The sequence below is a fragment of the Candidatus Coatesbacteria bacterium genome (assembly GCA_014728225.1).
Classification (GTDB): Bacteria; RBG-13-66-14; RBG-13-66-14; order RBG-13-66-14; family RBG-13-66-14; genus WJLX01.
On the sequence record WJLX01000079.1, the window covers coordinates 20,800 to 41,584 of the forward strand.

General features: G+C 65.2%; 14 protein-coding genes. 7 read left to right on the forward strand and 7 right to left on the reverse strand.

The genetic code is table 11. The annotated features are described in order from the left end of the window. Positions 1–69: 69 nt before the first annotated feature. Positions 70–342: an acylphosphatase gene (locus GF399_05730; GenBank protein MBD3399815.1), complete on the reverse strand. Its 273-nt coding sequence runs from the start codon at positions 340–342 to the stop codon at positions 70–72. Continuing rightward, positions 339–836: a TIGR00725 family protein gene (locus GF399_05735; GenBank protein MBD3399816.1), complete on the reverse strand. Its 498-nt coding sequence runs from the start codon at positions 834–836 to the stop codon at positions 339–341. Before GF399_05735 ends, GF399_05730 begins: the two co-directional genes overlap by 4 nt. A 123-nt stretch (positions 837–959) precedes the next feature. On the opposite strand from GF399_05735, the gene GF399_05740 reads away from it, so the two are divergent. The 3 genes from GF399_05740 to GF399_05750 all read left to right on the forward strand — a co-directional run bounded on the left by GF399_05740 (position 960) and on the right by GF399_05750 (position 4,304). After that, positions 960–2,675: a hypothetical protein gene (locus GF399_05740; GenBank protein ID MBD3399817.1), complete on the forward strand. Its 1,716-nt coding sequence runs from the start codon at positions 960–962 to the stop codon at positions 2,673–2,675. Then, positions 2,668–3,396, forward strand: a complete 729-nt coding sequence (locus GF399_05745) for a hypothetical protein (protein MBD3399818.1) — start codon at positions 2,668–2,670, stop codon at positions 3,394–3,396. The genes GF399_05740 and GF399_05745 overlap by 8 nt, the downstream gene beginning before the upstream one ends. Positions 3,397–3,737: 341 nt before the next feature. Next, entirely contained in the window at positions 3,738–4,304 is a 567-nt protein-coding gene (locus GF399_05750) for a hypothetical protein (protein MBD3399819.1), read from the forward strand. A 797-nt stretch (positions 4,305–5,101) separates the two neighbouring features. Here the strand turns inward: GF399_05750 and GF399_05755 are convergent. From GF399_05755 to clpX, 4 genes are all read right to left on the reverse strand, one after another. Continuing rightward, positions 5,102–5,800 carry a hypothetical protein gene (locus tag GF399_05755; protein ID MBD3399820.1) on the reverse strand — a complete coding sequence of 233 codons (699 nt, stop codon included), beginning with the start codon at positions 5,798–5,800 and terminating at the stop codon, positions 5,102–5,104. A gap of 118 nt (positions 5,801–5,918) precedes the next feature. Further along, positions 5,919–7,094 carry a nitronate monooxygenase gene (locus tag GF399_05760; protein ID MBD3399821.1) on the reverse strand — a complete coding sequence of 392 codons (1,176 nt, stop codon included), beginning with the start codon at positions 7,092–7,094 and terminating at the stop codon, positions 5,919–5,921. Between the two features lie 643 nt (positions 7,095–7,737). Then, on the reverse strand, positions 7,738–8,457 hold the full coding sequence (locus tag GF399_05765; protein ID MBD3399822.1) for a hypothetical protein: 720 nt from the start codon (positions 8,455–8,457) through the stop codon (positions 7,738–7,740). 512 nt (positions 8,458–8,969) lie between these two features. Continuing rightward, positions 8,970–10,250: an ATP-dependent Clp protease ATP-binding subunit ClpX gene (gene clpX / locus GF399_05770; protein MBD3399823.1), complete on the reverse strand. Its 1,281-nt coding sequence runs from the start codon at positions 10,248–10,250 to the stop codon at positions 8,970–8,972. 202 nt (positions 10,251–10,452) lie between these two features. On the opposite strand from clpX, the gene GF399_05775 reads away from it, so the two are divergent. Further along, positions 10,453–12,078: a hypothetical protein gene (locus tag GF399_05775; GenBank protein MBD3399824.1), complete on the forward strand. Its 1,626-nt coding sequence runs from the start codon at positions 10,453–10,455 to the stop codon at positions 12,076–12,078. A gap of 268 nt (positions 12,079–12,346) precedes the next feature. Here the strand turns inward: GF399_05775 and clpP are convergent, their stop codons facing one another. Continuing rightward, the gene (gene clpP / locus GF399_05780) at positions 12,347–12,937 is read right to left on the reverse strand and encodes an ATP-dependent Clp endopeptidase proteolytic subunit ClpP (protein ID MBD3399825.1); all 591 of its coding nucleotides are present in this window, start codon (positions 12,935–12,937) and stop codon (positions 12,347–12,349) included. A gap of 206 nt (positions 12,938–13,143) precedes the next feature. On the opposite strand from clpP, the gene GF399_05785 reads away from it, so the two are divergent. The 3 genes from GF399_05785 (at position 13,144) to GF399_05795 (ending at position 20,720) form a co-directional block, all read left to right on the forward strand. Then, positions 13,144–14,073, forward strand: coding sequence for a peptidoglycan DD-metalloendopeptidase family protein (locus GF399_05785; GenBank protein ID MBD3399826.1), 930 nt, complete (start codon positions 13,144–13,146; stop codon positions 14,071–14,073). A 364-nt stretch (positions 14,074–14,437) separates the two neighbouring features. Then, entirely contained in the window at positions 14,438–20,089 is a 5,652-nt protein-coding gene (locus GF399_05790) for a hypothetical protein (protein ID MBD3399827.1), read from the forward strand. 427 nt (positions 20,090–20,516) lie between these two features. After that, complete coding sequence (locus tag GF399_05795) at positions 20,517–20,720, forward strand: hypothetical protein (protein ID MBD3399828.1); 204 nt, start codon at positions 20,517–20,519, stop codon at positions 20,718–20,720. Positions 20,721–20,785 lie beyond the last annotated feature (65 nt).

Below are 20,785 nucleotides of genomic sequence, written 5' to 3' on the forward strand. Positions count from 1 at the left end.
CCGAACCCGGGCAAGAACTCGCGCCGGCGCCCGCGCTCTACACGACTGGGGTACACCGAGTCGTGAGAATCAGTAGTCGACGGTGAAATCGCGGTAGCGCTTGGTCGGCGGGGTCCACTGGACGTCGACCTTGTCGACGGCAGCGGTCGCCGGGCCACGCTTGAGCAGGCGTAGTAGTTGTTGGAGTTCATCGCGGCCGCCCTCGACGACGACGCGGACACTGCCGTCGGGCAGGTTGGCCACGGTGCCGGTCAGGCCGAGGCTCCGGGCGTGGCGCAGGACGAAGTAGCGGAAGCCGACGCCCTGGACGCGGCCGTGGATGCGGGCGGTCAGGGCGCTCATGCTTTCTCCTCCCGGCGTTCCCGGGCCAGGGCGAGGGCCCGCTCGACGGCGGCGTCGGGGGATTCGGCGATTTCTAGCGTGCCGCGGTAGGAGCCCCGACCGCCGCGGCGCGCCCCAGCCTCCGGGTTCCAACTGCCCAGGCTGACCACGGGGCGGTCGATGTTGAGAGCCAGGGCGATCTCGGAGAGGGTGCCGTAGGAGCCGTCGATGGCGATGACGGCTTCACCGGCGGCGACGACGAGGATGTTGCGCGCCAGGCGCATCCCTGTGGGCAGGGCGAGGGTCAGCTCGGCGTTGCCCTCGTCGTGGTCGTAGCCGCGCAGGATGCCGATGGTCGTACCGCCGACGGCGCGGGCGCCGCGGCAGGCGGCGGCCATCACCCCGCCGTAGCCGCCGCAGACGAGGACCGCGCCGGCGGCGGCCAGACGACGGCCGACCTCTTCGGCGATGTCCGCCGTAGCGGCGTCGCAGCTCGAACCACCGATGACGCTGATCTGCAGGGCACGCTCCACGATCGTCTCCGCGACGCTCACTCGGTTGGTATTCTAAAACCCAACCCCGAGCGGGGTCAATGCGGTCCGTGCTATAATCATTACGTCACCGTCACTGAATTGAGTATGCTGCAACGAATCACCTTTCTCGTCCTGGTGTTCGTCACCGCCCTCATCGGCGGCGGCGCCGCCGATGATCTGGCGGATTTGCTCGAACGGCTGGCTGCGGCCGAGGGGCCGGCGGAGCTGGGTCCGTTGATCGAGGAGTTGAACGCCCTGGGCGATCCCCGGGCGGCCGGTCCCCTGGCCCGGCGTTATCTGGTCGCCGATGACTCGATCAACGAGCTGCGCGACGCCGTCTACGGGTTGGGCTGCGCCGCCGCCCTGCCCGCCGTCGTCGAGGGTTGGCGGGAGCTGGACGAACTGGGAATCAACCGTTTGGTCGACCTGGCCTATCGGGCCGACGATCCGACGGCCCACGCCCTGCTGAAGGAGGTCCTGGCGGAGGGTGACGAGCGCGAGCGCGCCCTGGCGGCCGGCCTGCTGGGGCGTCTGCGCTGCGGTCCAGCCGCGGAGGCCCTGGCCGCCGCCCTGGATGATCCGTCCGAGCGGGTGCGTCTGGCCGCCGCTGGAGCCCTGGGGAGTCTCGGCCGCCGCGCCGCGGAGCTGCTGGAGCTCTGCGAGGACGCCAGGTCGACTTCGGCGCGTCGCCGGTACCTGCTGTCCGCCCTGCGCTGCGGCGATCCGGCCCACGCCGAGCTGTTCCGCCGGACCCTGCGCGAGGCCGAGGGTGAAGAGCTGATCGAGCTGCTGGACATCCTGGAACTGCACCGTCCCGCCGGCTGGGAGGAGGCGCTGCTGGAGGCCCTGCTCGCCGATCCCGCCGCGGGTGCCGGACTGTTGAGCAAAGTCGCCGCCGTCGACGAAGCGGCGGCGGCCCGGCTGAGCCGGAACCTGATCGCCGCGACCGACGATCCCCGGGCCGTCGAATATGCCCTGCGGGTTCTCGCGCGCCAGGAAGTCCCCCTGGAGGAAGACCTGCTGCTGCCGCTGCTGGACGACGGGGCTCGGCATTATCGAATCGCCCTGGAGCTGGTGGGCCTGCTGCCGCCGGAGCGCGCCGTCGAGCTGCTGCGCCTCGAGCTGCCCCTGGACGAGCCGGAGCGGCTGGCGGAATGGCAGCTCGAGCCGCTGACCCACGTGGAGGGCGGCGCCTTCGACGAGGTACTTATCCGGGCCGCCGCCGGGGGTTTTGAAACCGCTACGCGGGCTCTCCACGGGAGACCGGACGGCCTGGAAACCCTGCTGGAGCTCGCCGGCGACCCGTCGCGCAGCACGAACCGGCTCGATTATCAGCTCATCGAAGCCTGTTGGGCCCTGCGCGGAGAGCCCGCCGCGGCGCAGACGCTGCGCTCGATCTTTACCGACGAGAATGTGCACTGGGAGATCGGCATGGCGGCGGCGGCGGCCCTGGCCTACGGCGGCGACGCCGAGGCCCTGGAGCTGCTGCGCAGTACAGCCTTACTGGGCGAGAACGCCTTCACCAGCCGGGCCCTCGATTACCTTGAAGATATCGAGCCCCGGGACTCGATCGACATCTTCGCCGCCTGTCTGGGCGGACGTTCGCTGATGAGCGGCACCGGTTATACGGCCCGGCGCATCCTGCGCGAGCTCGAGGAGACGCCGACGGGCGACATCGCCGACGCCTGCCTCAACGTACTTCGACTCTCGGAGAATCCGACGGCCCGGGAGGACGCCCTCTGGGTGCTGGAGCGCCGCGACGACCCTACGGCCCACCGGGCCCGCCGACGTTACTACGACCGCGACTGGAAAGATGACTAGAGCCGCCCGCTGCTACAACTGCAACTCCCCTCTGGGGGCTTCCGGCTCCGGCGTCGTCTGTGCCGAGTGCGGCTCGGTCTGCTTCGTGCGCGGAACAGCGGTCCTGCCCCACCTGATTTCACGCTTGTCGCCGCTGGATCCGGCCCAGCGTCTGTCGGAGCACCTGGGCGAGCTGGGGCTGAGCTGTCGTCTCGAAGCCGCCGAGGCGCTCTACCTGCCCTGCTACCTCTTCGGCCGTCCCGGCGGCGAGGCAGTCTGGGAGCCGGCCTTCGACGATCTCGTCAGCCGTTTCATCCGCCGCTACCGGCCGCCGACGGGCAAGCTCGAGCCCTTCAGGGATCCCGGGGAAGAGCGGCTCCTCGTCGCCCCGACCGTGGGCCTCCGGCGCGCCGCCGCCCGATTGGTGCAGCGCGGCCTGTCCCGGGAGAGTTACCGCGCTGAAGCCCTCGTCCACCTGCCGGCCGACCGCTTGCGCTACCAGGTGGATCACCGCCGCTCGGCGGCGCTGGCCCTGGTCGACAGCATCTACACCGAGAACCCGCCCGCTTCACGCTCCGAGGCGCTCAACCGCCTGCGCTTGTACATCGGCGGCGGCACCGCCGCCGTCGTGCTGGCCACCACGGTGCTCCTCGGCGGTTGGGGCGGGGCCCTGCTGGCCCTGGGCGAAACCCTCGCCGGAACGGTCCTGCTGGCCGCCCAGAGTCGTCGCGACGGCTCCTAGGCCGGGGTCAACTCGGTTTTGGCTTCGACCCCGAAGCAACCCCCTGTCCGACCATTGCTTGCCCTCTAACAATACCAATACCTGGACAGGTTCATTATACAAGGCAGCAACCCCGGCATCGCCTGGAAAGGTAGCATCGCGGCTTGTAGCATCGCGGCTGGTAGATGTTTAGGGGGGGGGTTCGACCGTGGAAAACATCTTGTTGAAATAGGTTCCCGGTCGTGATACAATCCGTTCATCGTTCGTATCGTTTCAGGCCGCCTCCTGTTCATAGGGGATGGAGGACGGCTGACGGACGAGCCAACTGGCAGTCTATACCACCCTACAACCAAGGAGCTGTCATGAAGAAACTTTTGCTGATCACCCTGGTGCTCGCTCTGTTGGCGCCGGCCATGGCCAAGAACATGGCCGAGGGCAAGTTCTCCGCTGGCGTCGGTTTCGGTAACGGCGTCTCGATGCTCTGCCCCGGTAACGCCTGGGCGGCCGGCATCAACCTGCAGTACACCCTGCCCGGCATCGCCTTCCAGGGCTACTTCGACTATCATCTGGCCCTGCAGCCCGAGGCCGACGACCTGGGTGACGCCACCGAGTCCATCATGGACTTCGGCCTGGATATCCTGGGCGTCGTCGGTGACGGCCCCTTCGTCGGCTACACCGGCGTGGGCTTCTTCTACATGATGTCGAGTCTGGATATGGGTATCGAAGGTGTCGATGCCGTTGACATGAGCACCCTGGGTCTGAACTGGTCCGCCGGTGTCGATTACTTCCTCACCGACATGATCGCCCTGGGCTTCGAAGTCAACGCCCCGATCTCCCTCTCCTCCGACGACGGCGGCGAAGATGACTACAACGGCGCCGCCAACGCCGCCGGGCTGTTCTACAAGAGCACCGTCAAGTTCTTCTTCTAGATCCGACATCTTCGATTGTACACGGGGTCCCGAGAGGGACCCCGTTTTTATCGGCGGCGAGAAGTGGCGCTAACTCTGTCTTCCACCAGCCGGACCCTTCCTGCGACTACGGCGATAGGCCCTGCGATTGCCTCGGACGGGGGTTCAGCACTTTACCGGTGTGGTTACAGCCTCTCTACAGGGGACGGCCCTCGGCTCTGTCCGGCGGGCCTTAACCGATCTCCCAGGTCAAACACATCCCAGGATGAAACAAGCTCGTGGATCAAGCTCGATCCGATGAGACAGAAGCTGAACCCGGCCTGAATTGCCTGAGACTCGGCTGACGGCGGCAACGAAACACAGAGGCAGCGCTCTCACACGCTCGCCTCAGCGTCCGCCATAAGCAAAACCGCTCCCACAGCCGGAAAACAGGAGGGTAAGGACTACCATTACAATACGACAGCCAGTGACTGCTCTCCAACGGCGGTACAGTACCCACTCACCGACCAGCGGTAAACTGTTTAGTGGGTACGCACGGAAGCTACGGGGACGACAAACGGCTTGCAAGGCTCGGTTCGCAAGGCTCGGTTCGCAAGGCTCGGTTGAAGATTGGACCGCAAAGGGCAAGGGGGCCTGCAGGTCCCCCTCTCGCATTCCCCGACCAGCATCAGCCGGGCGGCCGGCGCTTTGTCGGCGATGACCTTGTCAACCCGGCCGCCGCCGCATCCCGTAGGGCGGGGGCCCTACTCCGCCCTACCATGGAAAAGGGGCGACTGAACTCAGTCGCCCCTACGGCGAGGCAGCCGAAATCGGCGGTCCTAGTAATGGCCCTTGGGCGGCCAGCGCGTGTCAAGCCAGTCCCGCTGTTTCCAGTAGACGTAGTCGCCCTTGAACAGCTTGCGGTTGCGTGTGATCAAATCGCGCAGGAAGCGGTGCCGGGCGGCGTGGAGACCCAGCTTGGGGTAGCGACGGTCCTCGCGCACGGCGTCGACGAGCTCCCTGCCCAGGCGGGCGGCCCGGGCGTAGAGGGCCGCGCCGTCGTTGGGCCGGCTGTAGACCATGTAGACCCCGGCCAGCTCGCCGACGAGGTCGTAGCCCATCATTTCGCAGCAGGTGCCCAGGTAGCGCGCCACCTCCTGCTCGCCCATCCCGGCGCTGGTGGCCACGGCGACGGCGTGGCGGCCGGTCAGCTCGGGACGGTGCAGCAGCGACATCGAACGATCCAGGAAGGCCTTGAGCTGGGCGGTCACACCGAAGACGTAAACCGGTCCGGCCAGCACCAGGGCATCGGCGTCGCGCAGCTCCTCGTGCAGCCGGGAGACGTCGTCGTCGAAGGGACAGGGCTCGCCGGCCAGGCAGTGGGCCGTGCCCTTGCAGGGGTTGATCTCCAGTTGGGCCGGATAGCGTTCGACGACCTCGCCGCCCGCCTCCCGCCAGGGCCGTAACAGCTCGCCCGTCAGCCTGGCCGTGTTACCCTCGGCGCCGTAGGGCGAGCCGTTGATTAACAGCAGTTTCATCAGAACCTCCAAACCTCCAACGGGTTCGGACAATGCGGATCATCAACCGCCAACCGGCGTCGGATATCTCATCCAACGCCGGTTCGGGAACATCAAATCGCCAGAGGGAGGAGGGACACTAGGAACCGCTCTGGGGTCTGAAGACGGGCAGGCGCCTGCGCAAACCTGCAATAGCTTCGGCGAAGCGGCGCCGGAAGACCGCCACCTGGTACTCGAAAAGCAGAGAACCGAATAGCTCTTTGACGGAGATTATCTCATCGGCCAAATAGGCATTGGCCCCGGCGAAGGTGAAACCGTGCTGCAGATTGCCGCGCCGGGCCTGCTCGAGAGCCCCGGCGATACAGTAGTGCGCCTGACGCTGGTCGCAGGTCTTCATGCACTTCCAGGAGCAGTTGCGCGGCTCCTTTTCGCCACGCTCGGCGGCCCGCAGGAAGTCGTTGTTGACCGCCCGGCCCGGCAGCCCCAGGGGGCTGTCGATGATGACGATGTCTTCCTGTTTGGCGTTCAGGTAGGCCTGCTTGAATTCCGCGGCGGCATCGCACTCGTGGGTGGTCACGAAGCGGGTGGCCATCTGGACCCCGGCGGCACCCAGCTCGAGAAAATGTTCGACGTCGCCGCCGGTGTAAACGCCGCCGGCGGCGATCACCGGGATTGATCGACCGAGGCGTTCGCTGTGTTGGGCGACTACCTCCAGCACGTCGCCGACGAGGTGTTCGAGGGCGAAGGCCGGGTCTTTGAGCTGTTTTCGGCTGAAGCCCAGGTGACCGCCGGCCAGGGGGCCCTCGACGACAAAGGCGTCGGGGGAGCGGCCGTAGCGCTTCTCCCAGCTCCGCAGGATCAGCTCGACCGCCCGGCCCGAAGAAACGATGGGGATCAGTTTGGTGTGTAGCTTCGCCGCGCCGGCGTCGGCGACGATCGGCGGTAGCTTCAGCGGCAGCCCGGCACCCAGGAAGATGCACTCGACGCCCCGCTCGACGGAAAGCTGGAAGTAGTCATCGTAATCGGTCAGGGCCACCAGGATGTTGACCCCGATGGCGCCTTTAGTCTGGCGGCGGCTCCGGGCGATTTCGCGACGCAGAAACTCGAGGCGGGAGACCAAGCTGTCGCGGGGTTCACCGTCGAGATCGGCGCCCTTGAGTATGGCCGCCGAAATGACGCCGACTCCACCCTCGTCGGCCACGGCCGAGGCGAGGGAGGATAAGGACACCCCGACCCCCATCCCACCCTGGATGATGGGCAGGGGGACGTCCATGTCTCCAATGGTCAGCTTGGGCAGATGGGGTAATCGTAGCATTAACGGTCCTTGGGGCGGAAGGCGGGGTTTGTTCGGGCAAAACATAAATGTAGTATGGATTTATTCCCGTCAACCAACCTGCGGGACACCCAACTTGACGAGCCTCCTTTTTTCCGCTTCCTTTCTCTACTACATTATACGTTATTGCGGGCAAAAAAAATCCCCATTTTTCAATTATTTACGAAATTTCTCCGCCATCCGGGCCAAGCCTGTCTGCACACCCCCCCCCTGACAATCCGCAGGGCTTCCTGAAACAGACAAGAGTGTTGCACAACCGTCTATACTCTTGCTGGTTTTCCTGCTGCAGCGGTATCCCGGTCGCCACAAGCCCTGTCAGCCTGGAGTCACCACGGCCGGTAGGCATTGATAATTCGTCATCCCAATGACGGCCGCGCATTGATCGATGGTTGCCGGCCCACACCGGTGGTTTATCCACAGCCTCGGGCGCTTCATCGAGGAGAAGGCCCACCGTTTCGACCAAGCAAGCGCCATCCCCTTGGCAGCCTGGCAGTATCCTATCAAGGTCCATGTCGATCCACCGGGGTGTTCCCGAGGCGCCAAACGGAAGAAAAAGCGGAAAAAGACCACACGCCGGCGCGAGTGGTCTTTCCGATACCACGAACACGGTTTCCAGCGTCCCGTATCAATCCCAGACTTTGTCATCGGGGATACAGTAGTCGCAGGGCAGCTTACCCGCTGTGACCAGCATCTGGGCCTCGAAAACGGCCACCAGGTTCTCGGCGCCGATTCGCGGCGCGTGGCCGTAGCCCACCCGGTGGTAGCTGTCCTGCTCGTCCGAGGCTAAGTAAACGGCGGGCGGGTCCAGCGCCGGATCGAAGACCCCCCGGCCGGCCGCAAAGGCTTCGGCCATCAACCGGCGGTACTCCTCGGCCCGCTCGCAGTTGGGCAGGTAGCGCCAGGCCACCGCCCAGCCACCTTCGAGCAGCTCCGCCCCCACATCTTCGCAGCTCAGGGTCTCGACGTAGGCCAACCAGCGCCAGGTGCTGGAACCGTCGCGCTCGTCGAGGTCCGCCGACAACCAGACCTGTGTCCCCGGCGGCAACAGCTCCTCCAGGGCCGCCCCGGCCTCCGCATACCCCGGGCGGTAGCGCTCCGGGGTGTTGATGCCGATCAGGCGGACCGTGTGCCGATACGGCTCGTCTGGGCCGTATTCGCCGGCGTCGACCCCCTCCAACCAGTCGGGTAAATAGATGCTGAAGGTGTCACCGTCAATGACCTCGCAGACCGTCACCACCTCCGCGTCGGGAAAGGGTATCTCCGACCTGCCGGCGTCTACCGACATGACAAGCGACAGGACTAGAAAGACAACCGCGGCGCCGTAGCGTTGCGTCGAAATGCACATGAGGCTTCCTTGCCTTGAATGGCTCGTTCCGGAGCCCAAAGCGTTGCGAAAACGATTGGAACCGGCGAGATGCCTCTGCCGCCGGGACCTTTGAAAAACAGCAAACCCCAACGGCCGCCAATCGCCGGACGGCCCGCGCCGGAACTGGCACGGTTTTTGCGGAGGCGGACCGTTATCGTCGTCCGTAACGGTCACCGAGATGCAAAAACCGTGCCAGTTCCGGCGCAGCGGGACAGCCGTACCGCAAGGCTCTTGCGCGTTTGTTTTTCAAAGGTCCTCGGCAACACGGTCGGTCGTTGAGCGAAGCCGCAGAGCAGTTGTCCGGAGTTGGGCCGTTGGATCGAGGAGCGATGGTGGGCCGCTCAGGGCGGCTTCGAAGGACAGGAAAGACGTGTCATGATGTTGGATTAGAATACTACTCCGGACTGACAGAAGCTGGCGATGGGCAAATTTGCCGGAAAAAACCGCCGGCGCGACCGGCGGTTTTCTACTCGCAGAGTACTGGTCGGCGGTTAACCGACCTTACGGTCGCGCTCCTTGAGGGCCTCGGCGACGGGGTCCAGGCGTTCGCGGACCACGCGGGCGGTGAGTTTGACCTTCTTGACCGGCACGGGCAGGTTATAGAAGGCTTCGAGCATCAGCTCCTCGAGAATGGCGCGCAGTCCCCGGGCGCCGACCTTGCGCCGCATCGCCTCGCCGGCGATCTCGCGCAGGGCGCCCCGGGTGACCTCGAGCTCGACACCCTCGAGCTCGAACTGGCGCTGGTACTGGCGCACCAGGGCGTTGCGCGGCTTGGTCAGGATGGTGGCCAGTTGATCCTCGTCGAGCTCCCGCAGCCGGGCGGTCACCGGCAGGCGGCCGACCAGCTCGGGGATCAGGCCGTACTTGATCAGGTCTTCGGGCTCCAGCCGGGCCTCGCGCAGCTCACGCTCCTTGTCGGTATGCGGCTCGTCGGAGAAGCCGATGATGTTGCGGCCCACCCGCCGGGCGATGATCTGGTCGAGGTCATGGAACATCCCGCCGCAGATGAACAGGATGTTGGTGGTGTCGATGTAGATGTATTTTTGTTCCGGGTGCTTGCGCCCGCCCTGGGGCGGGACGGCGGCCACCGTGCCCTCGATGATCTTCAGCAGGGCCTGCTGGACGCCTTCGCCGGAGACGTCGCGGGTGATCGAGGGCGAGTCGGTCTTGCGCCCGATCTTGTCGATCTCATCGATGTAGACGATGCCGTGCTGGGCGCGTTCGATGTTGTAATCGGCGGCCTGGACCAGCTTGAGGATGATGTTCTCGACGTCCTCGCCGACGTAGCCGGCCTCGGTCAGTGTGGTGGCGTCGGCGATGGCGAAGGGTACATTGAGGCTGCGGGCCAGGGTCCGGGCCAGCAGGGTCTTGCCGGTGCCCGTCGGGCCGACGAGGAGGATGTTGGCCTTTTCCAGCTCGACCCCGTCGTCGTCTTCCTGCACGGCGCCGGGGCTGAAGTCACGTCGAGCGGGTCGCAGCAGATTGTGCTCGATGCGCCGGTAGTGGTTGTAGACCGCCACGGCGAGGATCTTCTTGGCCCGATCGTGACCGACGACGTAATCGTCGAGTTTCCGGCGGATCTCGCGCGGGGTGGGAACTTCCCCCAGCTCCTCCTCCACGGTCGGTTTTTCGCTCTGCAAGTAGCGGGCCGAAAGCCGGATGCACTCGTCGCAGATGTTGGCCGAGTTGCCGATGATCAGCCGCTTGACCCGGCTCTGGGGCCGGCCGCAGAAGTTGCACTTGAGCTCTTGTTTGTCCGTTTTGTCGGTCACTGGTAGCCTTTCGCGCCGTTAAGGTCGCCTTTCCGACTCCTCGTCTTTACTCCAGAACGGACCGTGTATAACACAGCCGGCCCCGTCGAGGCAAGGCGGTTGATAAGCCGGACGGACTCGATTATGATTGCGTTATCAATCGATTATACTACACCGAGCCCCGAGGAACCGAAGGAACCGAAGGAACCGAAGGAGCCGAGCGATGGCTGATTTCAAGGAATTGTTGAAGCGGCGCTACCTGCTGACGGTCCTGGCCGTCGCCCTGATCGCCGCCCTCTTCCTGCCCCTGCCGGCCTACCAGAGTTCGCTGCGCACCGATTCCGCCAGCCACCGGCTGGACTTCGTCGAGGGACGCTCGGTCTTCGGCGGTTTTACCTCCGCCTACTCGGGCCATCCGACCTATTACCGCGCCCTGTTCGAGTTGCTGTACGGCCTGGAGAGTCGGTGGGGCCTATCACCCTTCGGTTTTCGTCTGATAAGCGCTCTGCTGGTTTGTCTGGGGGCTCTGTTGGCGGCCCGCCTGACCACGGGATTGACCGGGGAGAAGAGCCACGGCCTGGTCGCCGGGGTCCTCTTCGCCCTCCATCCCCTGGTCGGTTACATGATCCTGCGCCCGATCAACCAGGTTACGCTGTTGGCGGTGGTGCTGATGCTGGGGGCGGTGGGCGCCTTCACCGCTGCGTTGCGGTCCGGGGAATCCCGGCGGCGCCGTTGGCTGTGGGGTCTGTCTCTGGCGGCGGCCCTGGCGGCGATGCTGACCAAAGAGATCGCCCTGCCCCTGCCCGGGGTGATCTTCCTCATCGCCCTGCGCGAGCGGCTCAAAAACGACGAGGTCTTCGACGACGCCCTCAAGTACGCGGCACTGCGCCTGCTGCCCTTCGTCGGCGTCCTCGCCGCGGCCCTGCTGCTGCGCTCGGCCGCCCTGGGCGGCCTGGCGCTGATCGGTGAGCAGGGCGGCGAAGGCCTGCGCTCTCTGGGAGCCTTCGCCGTCAACGCTCTGTGGCCCCCGGCCTTCGACCACCTCCTCGAGGACGGCTCCCGAACACTCGAACTGGCCGTCTGCGGACTGCCCTTCGCCCTCTGGCTCGTCATCGCCCTGGTGCGGAACATGAAGGAAACAACGGACAAAGGCCGCCCGTTGTTGCGCCGGTTGTTCGTTCACCCAACCGTCTTCGTCCCGCTGTGCAGCTTGCCCCTGCTGGTGCCTCTCTACGGTCGCCCAAGCATGCTGGATTCCCTGGTGTTCTTACCTGCTTTCATCATCCCCGCCGCCTGGCTGTTCGTCCGGCTGGCCCGCAAAAGACGCGCTCCGGCAACGATCCTGGCCGTCATCGTCCTGGGATGGTTCTGCATCGCCGGAGTGACCGACGCCCTGCTCTGGTCGCGGACCTCGGCGACTAACGACCGCCTGGTTGCAGCCCTGGAGGCTGAGCTGCCCGATATCACCGCCGCCAGGGGCTACGTCTTCCTCAACCCACCCTCCTTCTATCGCGACGACAGCTGTCTGACCCGCCTCAACCCGCCCGGTGTGACCTACGCCATGGCCGATCAGCTAATGCACCTGGCTCCGGGTATCGGCTACGCCGACGCCTCCCGCTGGCGGGGCGCTGATCCCGCCGGCGAAGGGGCCGGCGTGGACGTCGACGGCCGCACGATCACCCTGAACCTCAGCCACGGTTGGCTGGCTCCACCACCAAACGACGCCCGCCGCGAACCCGTTCCCCTCAAGCCCGAGCTGTCCGGCGAGGTCGATACCCTGACACTGGTGTACCCCGGTGTGCCCACCTACGCTCTCGCCGAAGGACGCTTGGCCGTGATCAAACGCTGACCCCAACGGGACCGCAACCGACCTTTGAAAAGCAGCCCGCGGCGGCGCAATCCGTCAAACAAAACCCCGCCCCGGAACTGGCACGGTTTTTGCGGAAGCGGACCGTTATCATCACCCTAACGGTCGGCGAGATGCAAAAACCGTGCCAGTTCCGGGGCTGAAGTGTCAAGCAGCGGTGAAGGTCCTGGGAGTCTGCTTTTCAAAGGTCGGCTGCGGTGTGCAAAGCGGACCCGGTGGGACGGGTCCGCGGGGTATCTTAACTGTTTGGTTAGCCCAGTTCACGCTTTTCGAGGATCTTGTCGACGAGGCCGTACTCGAGGGCTTCCTGGGCGGGGATGAAATTGTCGCGTTCGGTGTCCTTTTTGATCGTCTCGATGTCTTGACCGGTGTGATGGGCCAGGATCTCGGCCATTCGCTGCTTGAGTCGCAGGATCTCCTGGGCGTGGATCTCGATGTCGGTGGCCTGGCCCGAGTAGCCACCCAGGGGCTGGTGGATCATCAGGATACTGTTGGGCAGGGCGAAGCGTTTTCCCTCGGTGCCGCCGGCGGAAAGGACCGCGGCCATGCTGGCCGCCTGGCCGATGCAGTAGGTCGAGATGTCGGGGCGGACGAACTGCATGGTATCGTAAATGGCCAGACCGGCGGAGACGTAGCCGCCCGGCGAATTGATGTACAGGGCGATGTCCCGACTGGAGTCCTCCTGCTCCAGGAAAAGGAGCTGGGCGATGACCAGGTTGGCGATGCTGTCGTCGATCGGGGTGCCGATAAAGATGATGCGCTCCTTGAGCAGGCGGGAGTAGATGTCGTAGGCCCGCTCGGTGCGACCGGACTGCTCGATGACGATGGGAACGAGGCTCATGGATTTCCTTTTGTTGGGTTGGAGCACGCGGCTCACACAAATGGTCGGGTAATCTCCGCGGGCAATTATAGCAGAGCGGTCGTATTTGTCCCAACACTCGTCCCACCTCTTGACGAGACGGGCTTGAGCGAATAAAATCAACCCTGGTCAACGGGTTAACTAGTCCTCTCCCGACAGACGCGGTTGATCGGCAGGCAACCAGAACGATGCGCAGCGATCGCTTCACCGTCATCATCAACCGGGACAACATCCTGGGCACCTACCGCCGCGACTACTCCCGTCGCGGGGTGCGCAATTTCTTCATCATCCTGGGTCTGTTCCTCGTCGGCTCGTCCGTCCTGGTCCTGCTCTACTCCGACAACGTCCGCAAGAATCTGGAGTTGTACTCCCTCGGCTTGACCGACGAGCGTCAACAGGAACAGCTCACCAACTCCCACGATCGCGTGGCCGAGTTGAGTTCCCGACTTGACCAACAACGCGAAGTCACCGATATAGCCCGTTTACTGCACACCCTGGGGCCGGTCCCGGCCGCCGAACGCGAGGGGGGCATCGGCGGTGTCGAGCTGGGTCATCTCTTGGAGGGCTTTCCGCAAATCACCAGCTCCGATCTCGATCACCTTTCGCAACGCTACTTCGAGCGCACCCTGCGACTGAGCGGAGCGGTCCGGATGGAAACCACCCTGGTCAACGAAACCATCGAGCGCTCACGCCGCGAGGCCGACATCCGCAATCATACGCCGACGATCAAGCCCGTCGTCGGCCACATCATCAGCTACATCGGCAACCGTATCCACCCGATCACCGGTCGGATCCATTTCCACCGGGGCATCGATATCCAGGCGGCCTGGGGCACACCGATCTTCGCTCCCGCCGACGGCGTGATCAGCTTCGCCGGGGTTCGCGGCGGCTACGGCAAAACCTGCTTCGTCGATCACGGCTACGGCTACCAGACCCGCTACGGCCACTGCTCGACCCTTCACGTCGTCGAGGGTCAGGAGGTCGAGCGGGGACAGATCATCGCCGAGATCGGTTCGACGGGGATGTCCACCGGTCCCCACCTGCATTACGAAGTTCTGGTCGAGGGCAGCGTCACCAATCCGCTGGCCTATATCTACCCCGATTACGAGTTCGACTGAGCGCACTCGCCCGTATTAAGACAGGCCCCGGTTGAGCCTGTTCTTTTTTTATCCGCCCCGGCGGCGGCGACCTTTTTCCATCGCACGACTAGCGCGCTGCGACACGCTAAACCGCCGGAACCGGCACGGTTTTTGCATCTCGGCGACCGTTGGAACGAATGTTAACGGTCCGCCTCCGCAAAAACCGTGCCGGTTCCGGCGGTTTAGCATCGGGGCGGTCCTGCGCCTCGGGCTACGCTGCTTTAAAGGTCGCCGGCGGCGGTAGTCGCCGATGCTTCGCAAGTCCTGTTAGCTATCGGGGTTGCCGACGTGCTATACTACCATTGAATCTTTGCGAAACTAACCGACTCTCTGGAGGTCGACGATGTCGAAATGGTCGCGTCTGGCCCTGGTGTTGCTGTTGCTCACGGCCGGCGGAGCCCTGGCCGATGCCGAGGAGCTCTTCGAGGACGCCGAGGAGTACTACAACAACAAGAGCTATCATCTGGCCCTGGAGAATTACGAGGAGCTGATTTCCCGCTACTCGGGCAGCCGCTACGTTCCCCAGGCGATGTACAAGGCGGCGCGCTCGGCGGAGTACCTCTCCGAGTACGAGGCGGTCAGCGGCTATTATCTCAGGCTGGCCAAGTACTACGGCGACACCTACTGGGGCGCATTGGCCAAGCTTCAGGTCTCCGACAACATGTTCTGGTGGAGCCACCCCGAGCTGACCTATCCGCAGACCTACACCATGCAGCAGCAGTTGCTGTTCGAGGCCGCCGAGACCATGGAGGACGTCAAGGACGACCTCGACGAGCCTTACGACGCGGAGTGCGTCGATCAGCTGGCCCGGCTCTACATGCGCTTGGGCAACCAGGCCGTCTACAACGAGGACGGCGGAGTCGACGAGGATTTCGACGCCGACGCCTGGTGGTGGGAGAATTACGAACGGTCCGTGGAGCTGGAGCCCTCACCGGAGATCGCCCAGGAGGCCTACTACGCCATGGGCCAGCGCAGGCTGGGCCGCGTGTTCGTCGAGCCCTACCCGGAGGAGGCGCCGACGCTGCAGCAGTGGCGCTCCCTGATGGCCGAGCGCTACGAGACCAACCTGGAGTATCTCGAGGACGCGCTGGAGTACTGGGGGGTAATCCTCGAAAACTGGCCGGAGTGCCGGACGGCCCACCGGATTTTCATCGATCGCGCCGAGTACACCGAGGTGTTCCTCGATTCCCCGTCCGGCGCCCTGGAGCTGTACCGTGAGGCCGCCGAGCGCTACGAGGACGACTGGGACAAGTCCGGCGAGGCGTCCAATAACGCCCGCCGTCTGACCACGCCCAACCTCGATCTGCCTCGGGTCGCCGAGCAGTTGCCCACGGGGGAGAAGCTGAGTTTCTCCTACACCAGCCGGCTGGCAGAGTCCGCCGAGCTGCGCCTTTACCGCCTGACCGAGGAGCAGTTGATCGGTCTCTACGACGGCACCTTCCCCGAGGTCGAGCAGGAGAAGCCCTATGAGCGCGACGTTCCCGAGCTCGACGGCCTGGAGCTGGTCTTCAGCGAGACCCTCGAGTTGCCGGGGATCAACGATTACCACCCCCACTACGACATCTACAATACCGACAACCCGGGACCGGGCCTGTACCTGCTGACTGCCCTGGTCGACGGCGAGCTCTCCAGCGCGACCAGCTTCACCGTCAGCGATCTGGGCGCTTTCCTGGCCAACGGTTACGGCGGGGGTTACGTCTGGAGTGCCTGGTTGGAGGACGGTGAATACGCCCCCGGGGCCAACCTCAACGTCTGGGAGTCCTACTACGACTCCCGCTACTACCACGAGTTGTGGCGTTCCGATGAAACGGACCGCGACGGCTGGGTCCAGTTCGCGACGCCCAACGAGGAGATCGAATCCCCCGTCGCCGTCGTCGAGACCCAGGGCCATTACGCCCTGGTCGATTCCTACGACTTCTACGCCCTGCCGGAGTTCGACCCCGTCGGCTGCGCCCTGACCGACCGGACGCTCTACAAGCCCGGCGACACCGTTTACTTCGAGATCCATGTCCGCGAGGAGGTCACCCCCTCGGGCCGTATCTACGGCTACGAGCCCGTCACCGACCTGGAGCTGACCGTCGAGGCCTACGCCGGCGATCTGATCTACGAGGGCGAGCTGGTGACCGACCGTCGCGGCCGCTGCGGCGCCTCCTTCGACATCCCCGAGGACGTCCAGCTCGGCTACATCAACCTCAACGCCTACTGGACCGACGCCGACGATTACACCCACTCCATTGTCTACCAGGACCTGCGCCTCGAGGAGTACAAGAAGCCGGAGTTCGACGTCAGCGTCAGCCTGGAGCGCGGTCCCCTGCGTTTGGGCGGCGAGGCCCGGGCCGCGGTCAGCGCCAGCTTCCTCTCCGGGGAGCCCCTGGCCGACGGCGAGGTGCGTTACACCGTCAGCCGCACCCCGCGCTACTGGATGCCCGAGTTCCCCACCGAGGATGACAAGACCCTGCCGCCGTGGTTCGAGGCCGAGACCTATGACGACTATTACTACTACTGGTGGTATTACGAGCCAGAGACGGTCTACACCGGCAGCGTTGTCCTCGACGACGAGGGTCGGGCCGACTTCCCGGTGGTGCTGATACCGCCGGAGGGCGACCCCAACGCCGGCTATCTCGAGTCGGGCTGGTACACCTACTACTACGACTTCAACCTCGACCTGACCGTGGCCGACAGTACGGGCCGCGCCGTCGACGGCTCCGCTTCGACCCAGGCCGCCCGGCACCTCTACCAGCCCGCGGTCAGTTTCGAGAACGGTACCGTGGCCAAGGGCGACGACTGGCTGGGCGATTTTACCCTGATCGATCTCTTCGACGAGCCCGCCGCCGAGCGCGAGGTGACCGTCAACCTCTACGAGATGCCCACGGATTACTCCTGGTACTATACCGGCCTGGAGGACGAGCCCTGGCTGACCTTCACCGGGGTGACCAACGACGACGGCGTGCTCGAGCTGGAGATCGACACCGACATCCTCGATCCCGGCAGCTACCTGCTGGCCCTGGGCTTCACCGATCCCTGGAGCGGTGAGCGCGAGTACTACCACTACCTCTACCTGACCGCGGAGCCCGTCGAGCCCGAAGAGGTCCCGCCGTCGCTGACCCTGTCCCTGGACGAGGAGTTCTACGTCGTCGGCGACACGGCCACGGTGACCATCGACTGGAACAAGGAGCCCGTCGAGGGCATGCTGGTCGTCGAATCCGGCGGACTGATGCGCGAGCATTACCCCGTCGACATCCGCGAGGGTCAGACCACCCAGCCGATCGAGCTGACCGGCCACCACGCCCCCACCACCAGCATCCGCCTGCTGACCTTCTACGAGCGTAAAACCTTCAACACCTACATCACCACCCGGGTGGTCCCCGAGGAGAAGATTCTCAACGTCGAGGTCCTGCCGGGCCAGGAACAGTACGGTCCCGGCGAGACGGCGAGCCTCGAGGTCCGGGTGACCGACTGGCAGGGTAATCCCGTCCAGAGCCGCCTGACCCTGACGGCCTTCGACAAGTCGCTGTTCGTCCTGGGCGCCCAGCCCCACCTCGATATCCGCAGCCATTTCTTCCGCGACTTCAACTACGGCAGCCTCTCGGTCTACAGCTCCGCCGACAGCTACATCTACTCCGACTTCATCGACCACTGGGCCCACCCCGCCGGCGAGCTGCCCCATGGCTGGCTGCTGGCCAACCTGGGCCTCGTCACCACCGCGGAAGACATCCCCGCCCCTTCGGCCTACGCCCCCGAAGAAAAGGCGATGGCCGAGAGCCCGATGATGATGGACGGCGGCATGGCCGGTGAAGTAGACGCTATGGCCGCCGGCACCGGCGCCGGCGGTATGGGCGGCGCCGATGAATCCGAACAGAGCGCCCGCTACAACCAGTCGGCCTCCGAGCTCCTCGAAACCATGGGCGAGCTGGTCCGCGAGGACTTCCGCGATACCGCCCACTGGCAGACCCAGGTCCGCACCGACGCCCGGGGCCGCGCCGAGGTCTCCTTCCAGCTCCCCGACGACCTCACCGGCTGGCGCGTAGTCGCCTGGGCCTACGAGGACGACCGCGTCGGCCAGGCCGAGACCGACTTCCGCACCACCCTGCCCGTGATCACCCGACTGGGTTATCCCCGCTACCTGACCGCCGGCGACGAGTGCACCCTGACCCTCTCGGTGCGCAACAACGCCGCCCGGACCGCCGCGGGCAAGGCCGGGATGGTGGCCGAGCAAAACGATGTCAAGCTGCTCGACGAGCTGCGCGACATCGCCCCCGAGGCCGGCGGCGAGGCCGTGCTGGACTTCCGCCTGGCCGTCGAGGAGGCCGGCCTGGTCAGCCTGACCGGTCTGGCCCAGACCGACCGCGGCTCCGACGCCCAGGCCCGGCGCTTCGAGGTCATCGACCACGGCGCGCCGATCTACCTCTTCGAGTCCGGCCGCACCGAGGACGACCCCTACCGCTTCACCTTCCGCATGCCCGAGCAGATCGACCCCGACCAGACCCACCTGCGCGTCTGGCTGCATCCCAGCCTGGCCGCCGGGCTGAAGGAATCCCTCTACTTCCTGCAGGAGTACCCCTACAACTGCGTCGAGCAAACCGCTTCGCGTTTCTGGCCCGCCGCCGTCTTCGCCCGGGCCATGAACGAACTCGATGTGCCCGAACACCTCGCCGTGGGCTCGGCCGAGGACTCGATCACCGAGGGCGTCACCCGGCTCTACGGCACACAGAACGCCGACGGCGGCTGGCCCTGGTGGGCCGGAGGCTACTCCTCCGAGCACATCACCAGCTACGTCCTGGTGGCCCTCCACGAGGTCGGCGAGCTGGACTGGATCGACAACGAGCTGGAACGCAAACGCCTGGCGATGGCCGAGAACGGCCTCGACTACCTGGAGCGCCGCCTCGAAGCCCTCGAACCCGACGAAACCCTGGCCCTCTACTCCATGTACGCCCTGGCCCTCTGGGACCACGACGTACCGAGCAAGATCTGGCGTCTGACCTACGACACCCGCGAACAGCTCGGCAGCTACTCCCGCGCCCTACTGGCCCTGTTCCTCCACGAAAACGGCGAGGGCAACGAGGCCCGGCAGGTGATCGAGAACATGGAGGGCTACGCCGAGATCACCGACGAGGACGCCTACTGGGGCGATTGGGAGTGGGGCTGGTACTGGTGGCAGGACCGCGTCGAGACCACCGCCCTGTCGCTGAAGGCCCTCCTGGCCATCGACCCCGAGCACGAGCTGATGGAGAAGGCCGCCCACTGGCTGCTGGTCAACCGACGGGCCAACCGCTGGAAGTCCACCATCGACACCTCGCTGTGCGTCTGGACCCTGATGGATTACCTCGAGGAAACCGGTGAGCTCGAAGCCGATTACACCGCCGTCGTCGAGCTGGGCGACGAGGTACTGGCCTCCACCACCTTCGAACCCGAAGACGTCTGGGGCGAGGGCACCGTCTACGAACGCTTCGGCGAGGAGGTCCAGCCCGGCGAGCTGCCGATGGTCTTCCGCAAGGAGGACGGCCCCGGCCGCCTCTACTTCACCGCCAGCCTCGAGTACTACTCCAAGGAAGAGCTGATCCCCGCCCATTGGGACACCGTGCGCGTCGAGCGTCAACTGTACCTCGTCGGTCAAGACGACGAGACCCTGACGCCGCTGGCCGAAGTCGACAACACCATCACCGTCGGCGATTACGTCGAGGTCGTCCTGACCGTCGAAAGCCCCAACGACTTCGACTACGTCGCCGTCGAGGACCCGCGCATCGCCGGCTGCGAGTTCCTGCCCAAGGACCGCTCCGGCTGGGACTGGCGCTCCGGAACCTACCGAGAGATCAAGGAAAAGCTGACCGCCTTCTTCTACCAAACCCTGACCGTCGGCGAGCACGAAATCCGCTACCGGGTGCGCGCCGAGCGCCCCGGCGTCTACCACGTCCTGCCCACACAACTCTACGGCATGTACGCCGTCGACATCCGCGCCAACGCCGCCGAGGTCGTGGTAACCGTCAACGCCGAGTAGCAACTCCGCCAAACCACCCAACGGGGCCCCCGCCGGGGGCCCCGCTTTTTTACGTCCCGCACCTCCCGACCAACCGCCGCCGGACAACCGTTGAAAAACAGCCCGCCGGCTACTCCCCACTGCGTCGGGAACGGCAAAGTGCCGGAACTGGCACGGTTTTTGCGGAGGCGAACCGTTATCGTCGTCCGCAACGGTCGCCGAGATGCAAAAACCGTGCCAGTTCCGGCATCGTGGTTCTCGCAACGCCGCGGATCGTCTGGGGCTGTTTTTCAACGGTTGTCCGGCGCTCCATGAGCGTTCGCCAAGCCGGTGTTTGTGACGCTGGGTCAGCTTGATTGGAACGTCCGGGCACCGGCTGCGTATACAGACAATGGCCTTTCCGGCCCGGCGACATCCGGCATCATCGAGTATCCATCCGGGAGGTGCCATGCGACCTGTGTGTCGACTGCTCGAGCACTGCCCACTGATCCGCAAGCTGCAATCCAAGGAGGCCGCCGAACTCTTCATCCTGCTCTACTGTCGCGGCGACTGGCGTCGCTGCCGCCGTTGGCTCGCCTACTTCCGGGGCGAAGTCGTGCCCGACGATCTGACCCCAAACGGTCGTCGGTTGGACAGCCGGGCGGCGGGTTGACTTTGAGACGGGTCCCCGGCGGAGACCCGTCGTTTATTGTTTACGGTTGCCGCAGCGGGCCGGCG

Bases quoted from the DNA above. Each gene is read 5' to 3' on its own strand.
- GF399_05730 (MBD3399815.1), bottom strand. From the start codon at position 342: ATGAGCGCCCTGACCGCCCGCATCCACGGCCGCGTCCAGGGCGTCGGC.
- GF399_05785 (MBD3399826.1), top strand. From the start codon at position 13,144: ATGCGCAGCGATCGCTTCACCGTCATCATCAACCGGGACAACATCCTG.
- clpP (MBD3399825.1), bottom strand. From the start codon at position 12,937: ATGAGCCTCGTTCCCATCGTCATCGAGCAGTCCGGTCGCACCGAGCGG.
- GF399_05755 (MBD3399820.1), bottom strand. From the start codon at position 5,800: ATGAAACTGCTGTTAATCAACGGCTCGCCCTACGGCGCCGAGGGTAAC.
- GF399_05760 (MBD3399821.1), bottom strand. From the start codon at position 7,094: ATGCTACGATTACCCCATCTGCCCAAGCTGACCATTGGAGACATGGAC.
- GF399_05740 (MBD3399817.1), top strand. From the start codon at position 960: ATGCTGCAACGAATCACCTTTCTCGTCCTGGTGTTCGTCACCGCCCTC.
- GF399_05775 (MBD3399824.1), top strand. From the start codon at position 10,453: ATGGCTGATTTCAAGGAATTGTTGAAGCGGCGCTACCTGCTGACGGTC.
- GF399_05745 (MBD3399818.1), top strand. From the start codon at position 2,668: ATGACTAGAGCCGCCCGCTGCTACAACTGCAACTCCCCTCTGGGGGCT.
- GF399_05790 (MBD3399827.1), top strand. From the start codon at position 14,438: ATGTCGAAATGGTCGCGTCTGGCCCTGGTGTTGCTGTTGCTCACGGCC.
- GF399_05765 (MBD3399822.1), bottom strand. From the start codon at position 8,457: ATGTGCATTTCGACGCAACGCTACGGCGCCGCGGTTGTCTTTCTAGTC.
- GF399_05750 (MBD3399819.1), top strand. From the start codon at position 3,738: ATGAAGAAACTTTTGCTGATCACCCTGGTGCTCGCTCTGTTGGCGCCG.
- GF399_05795 (MBD3399828.1), top strand. From the start codon at position 20,517: ATGCGACCTGTGTGTCGACTGCTCGAGCACTGCCCACTGATCCGCAAG.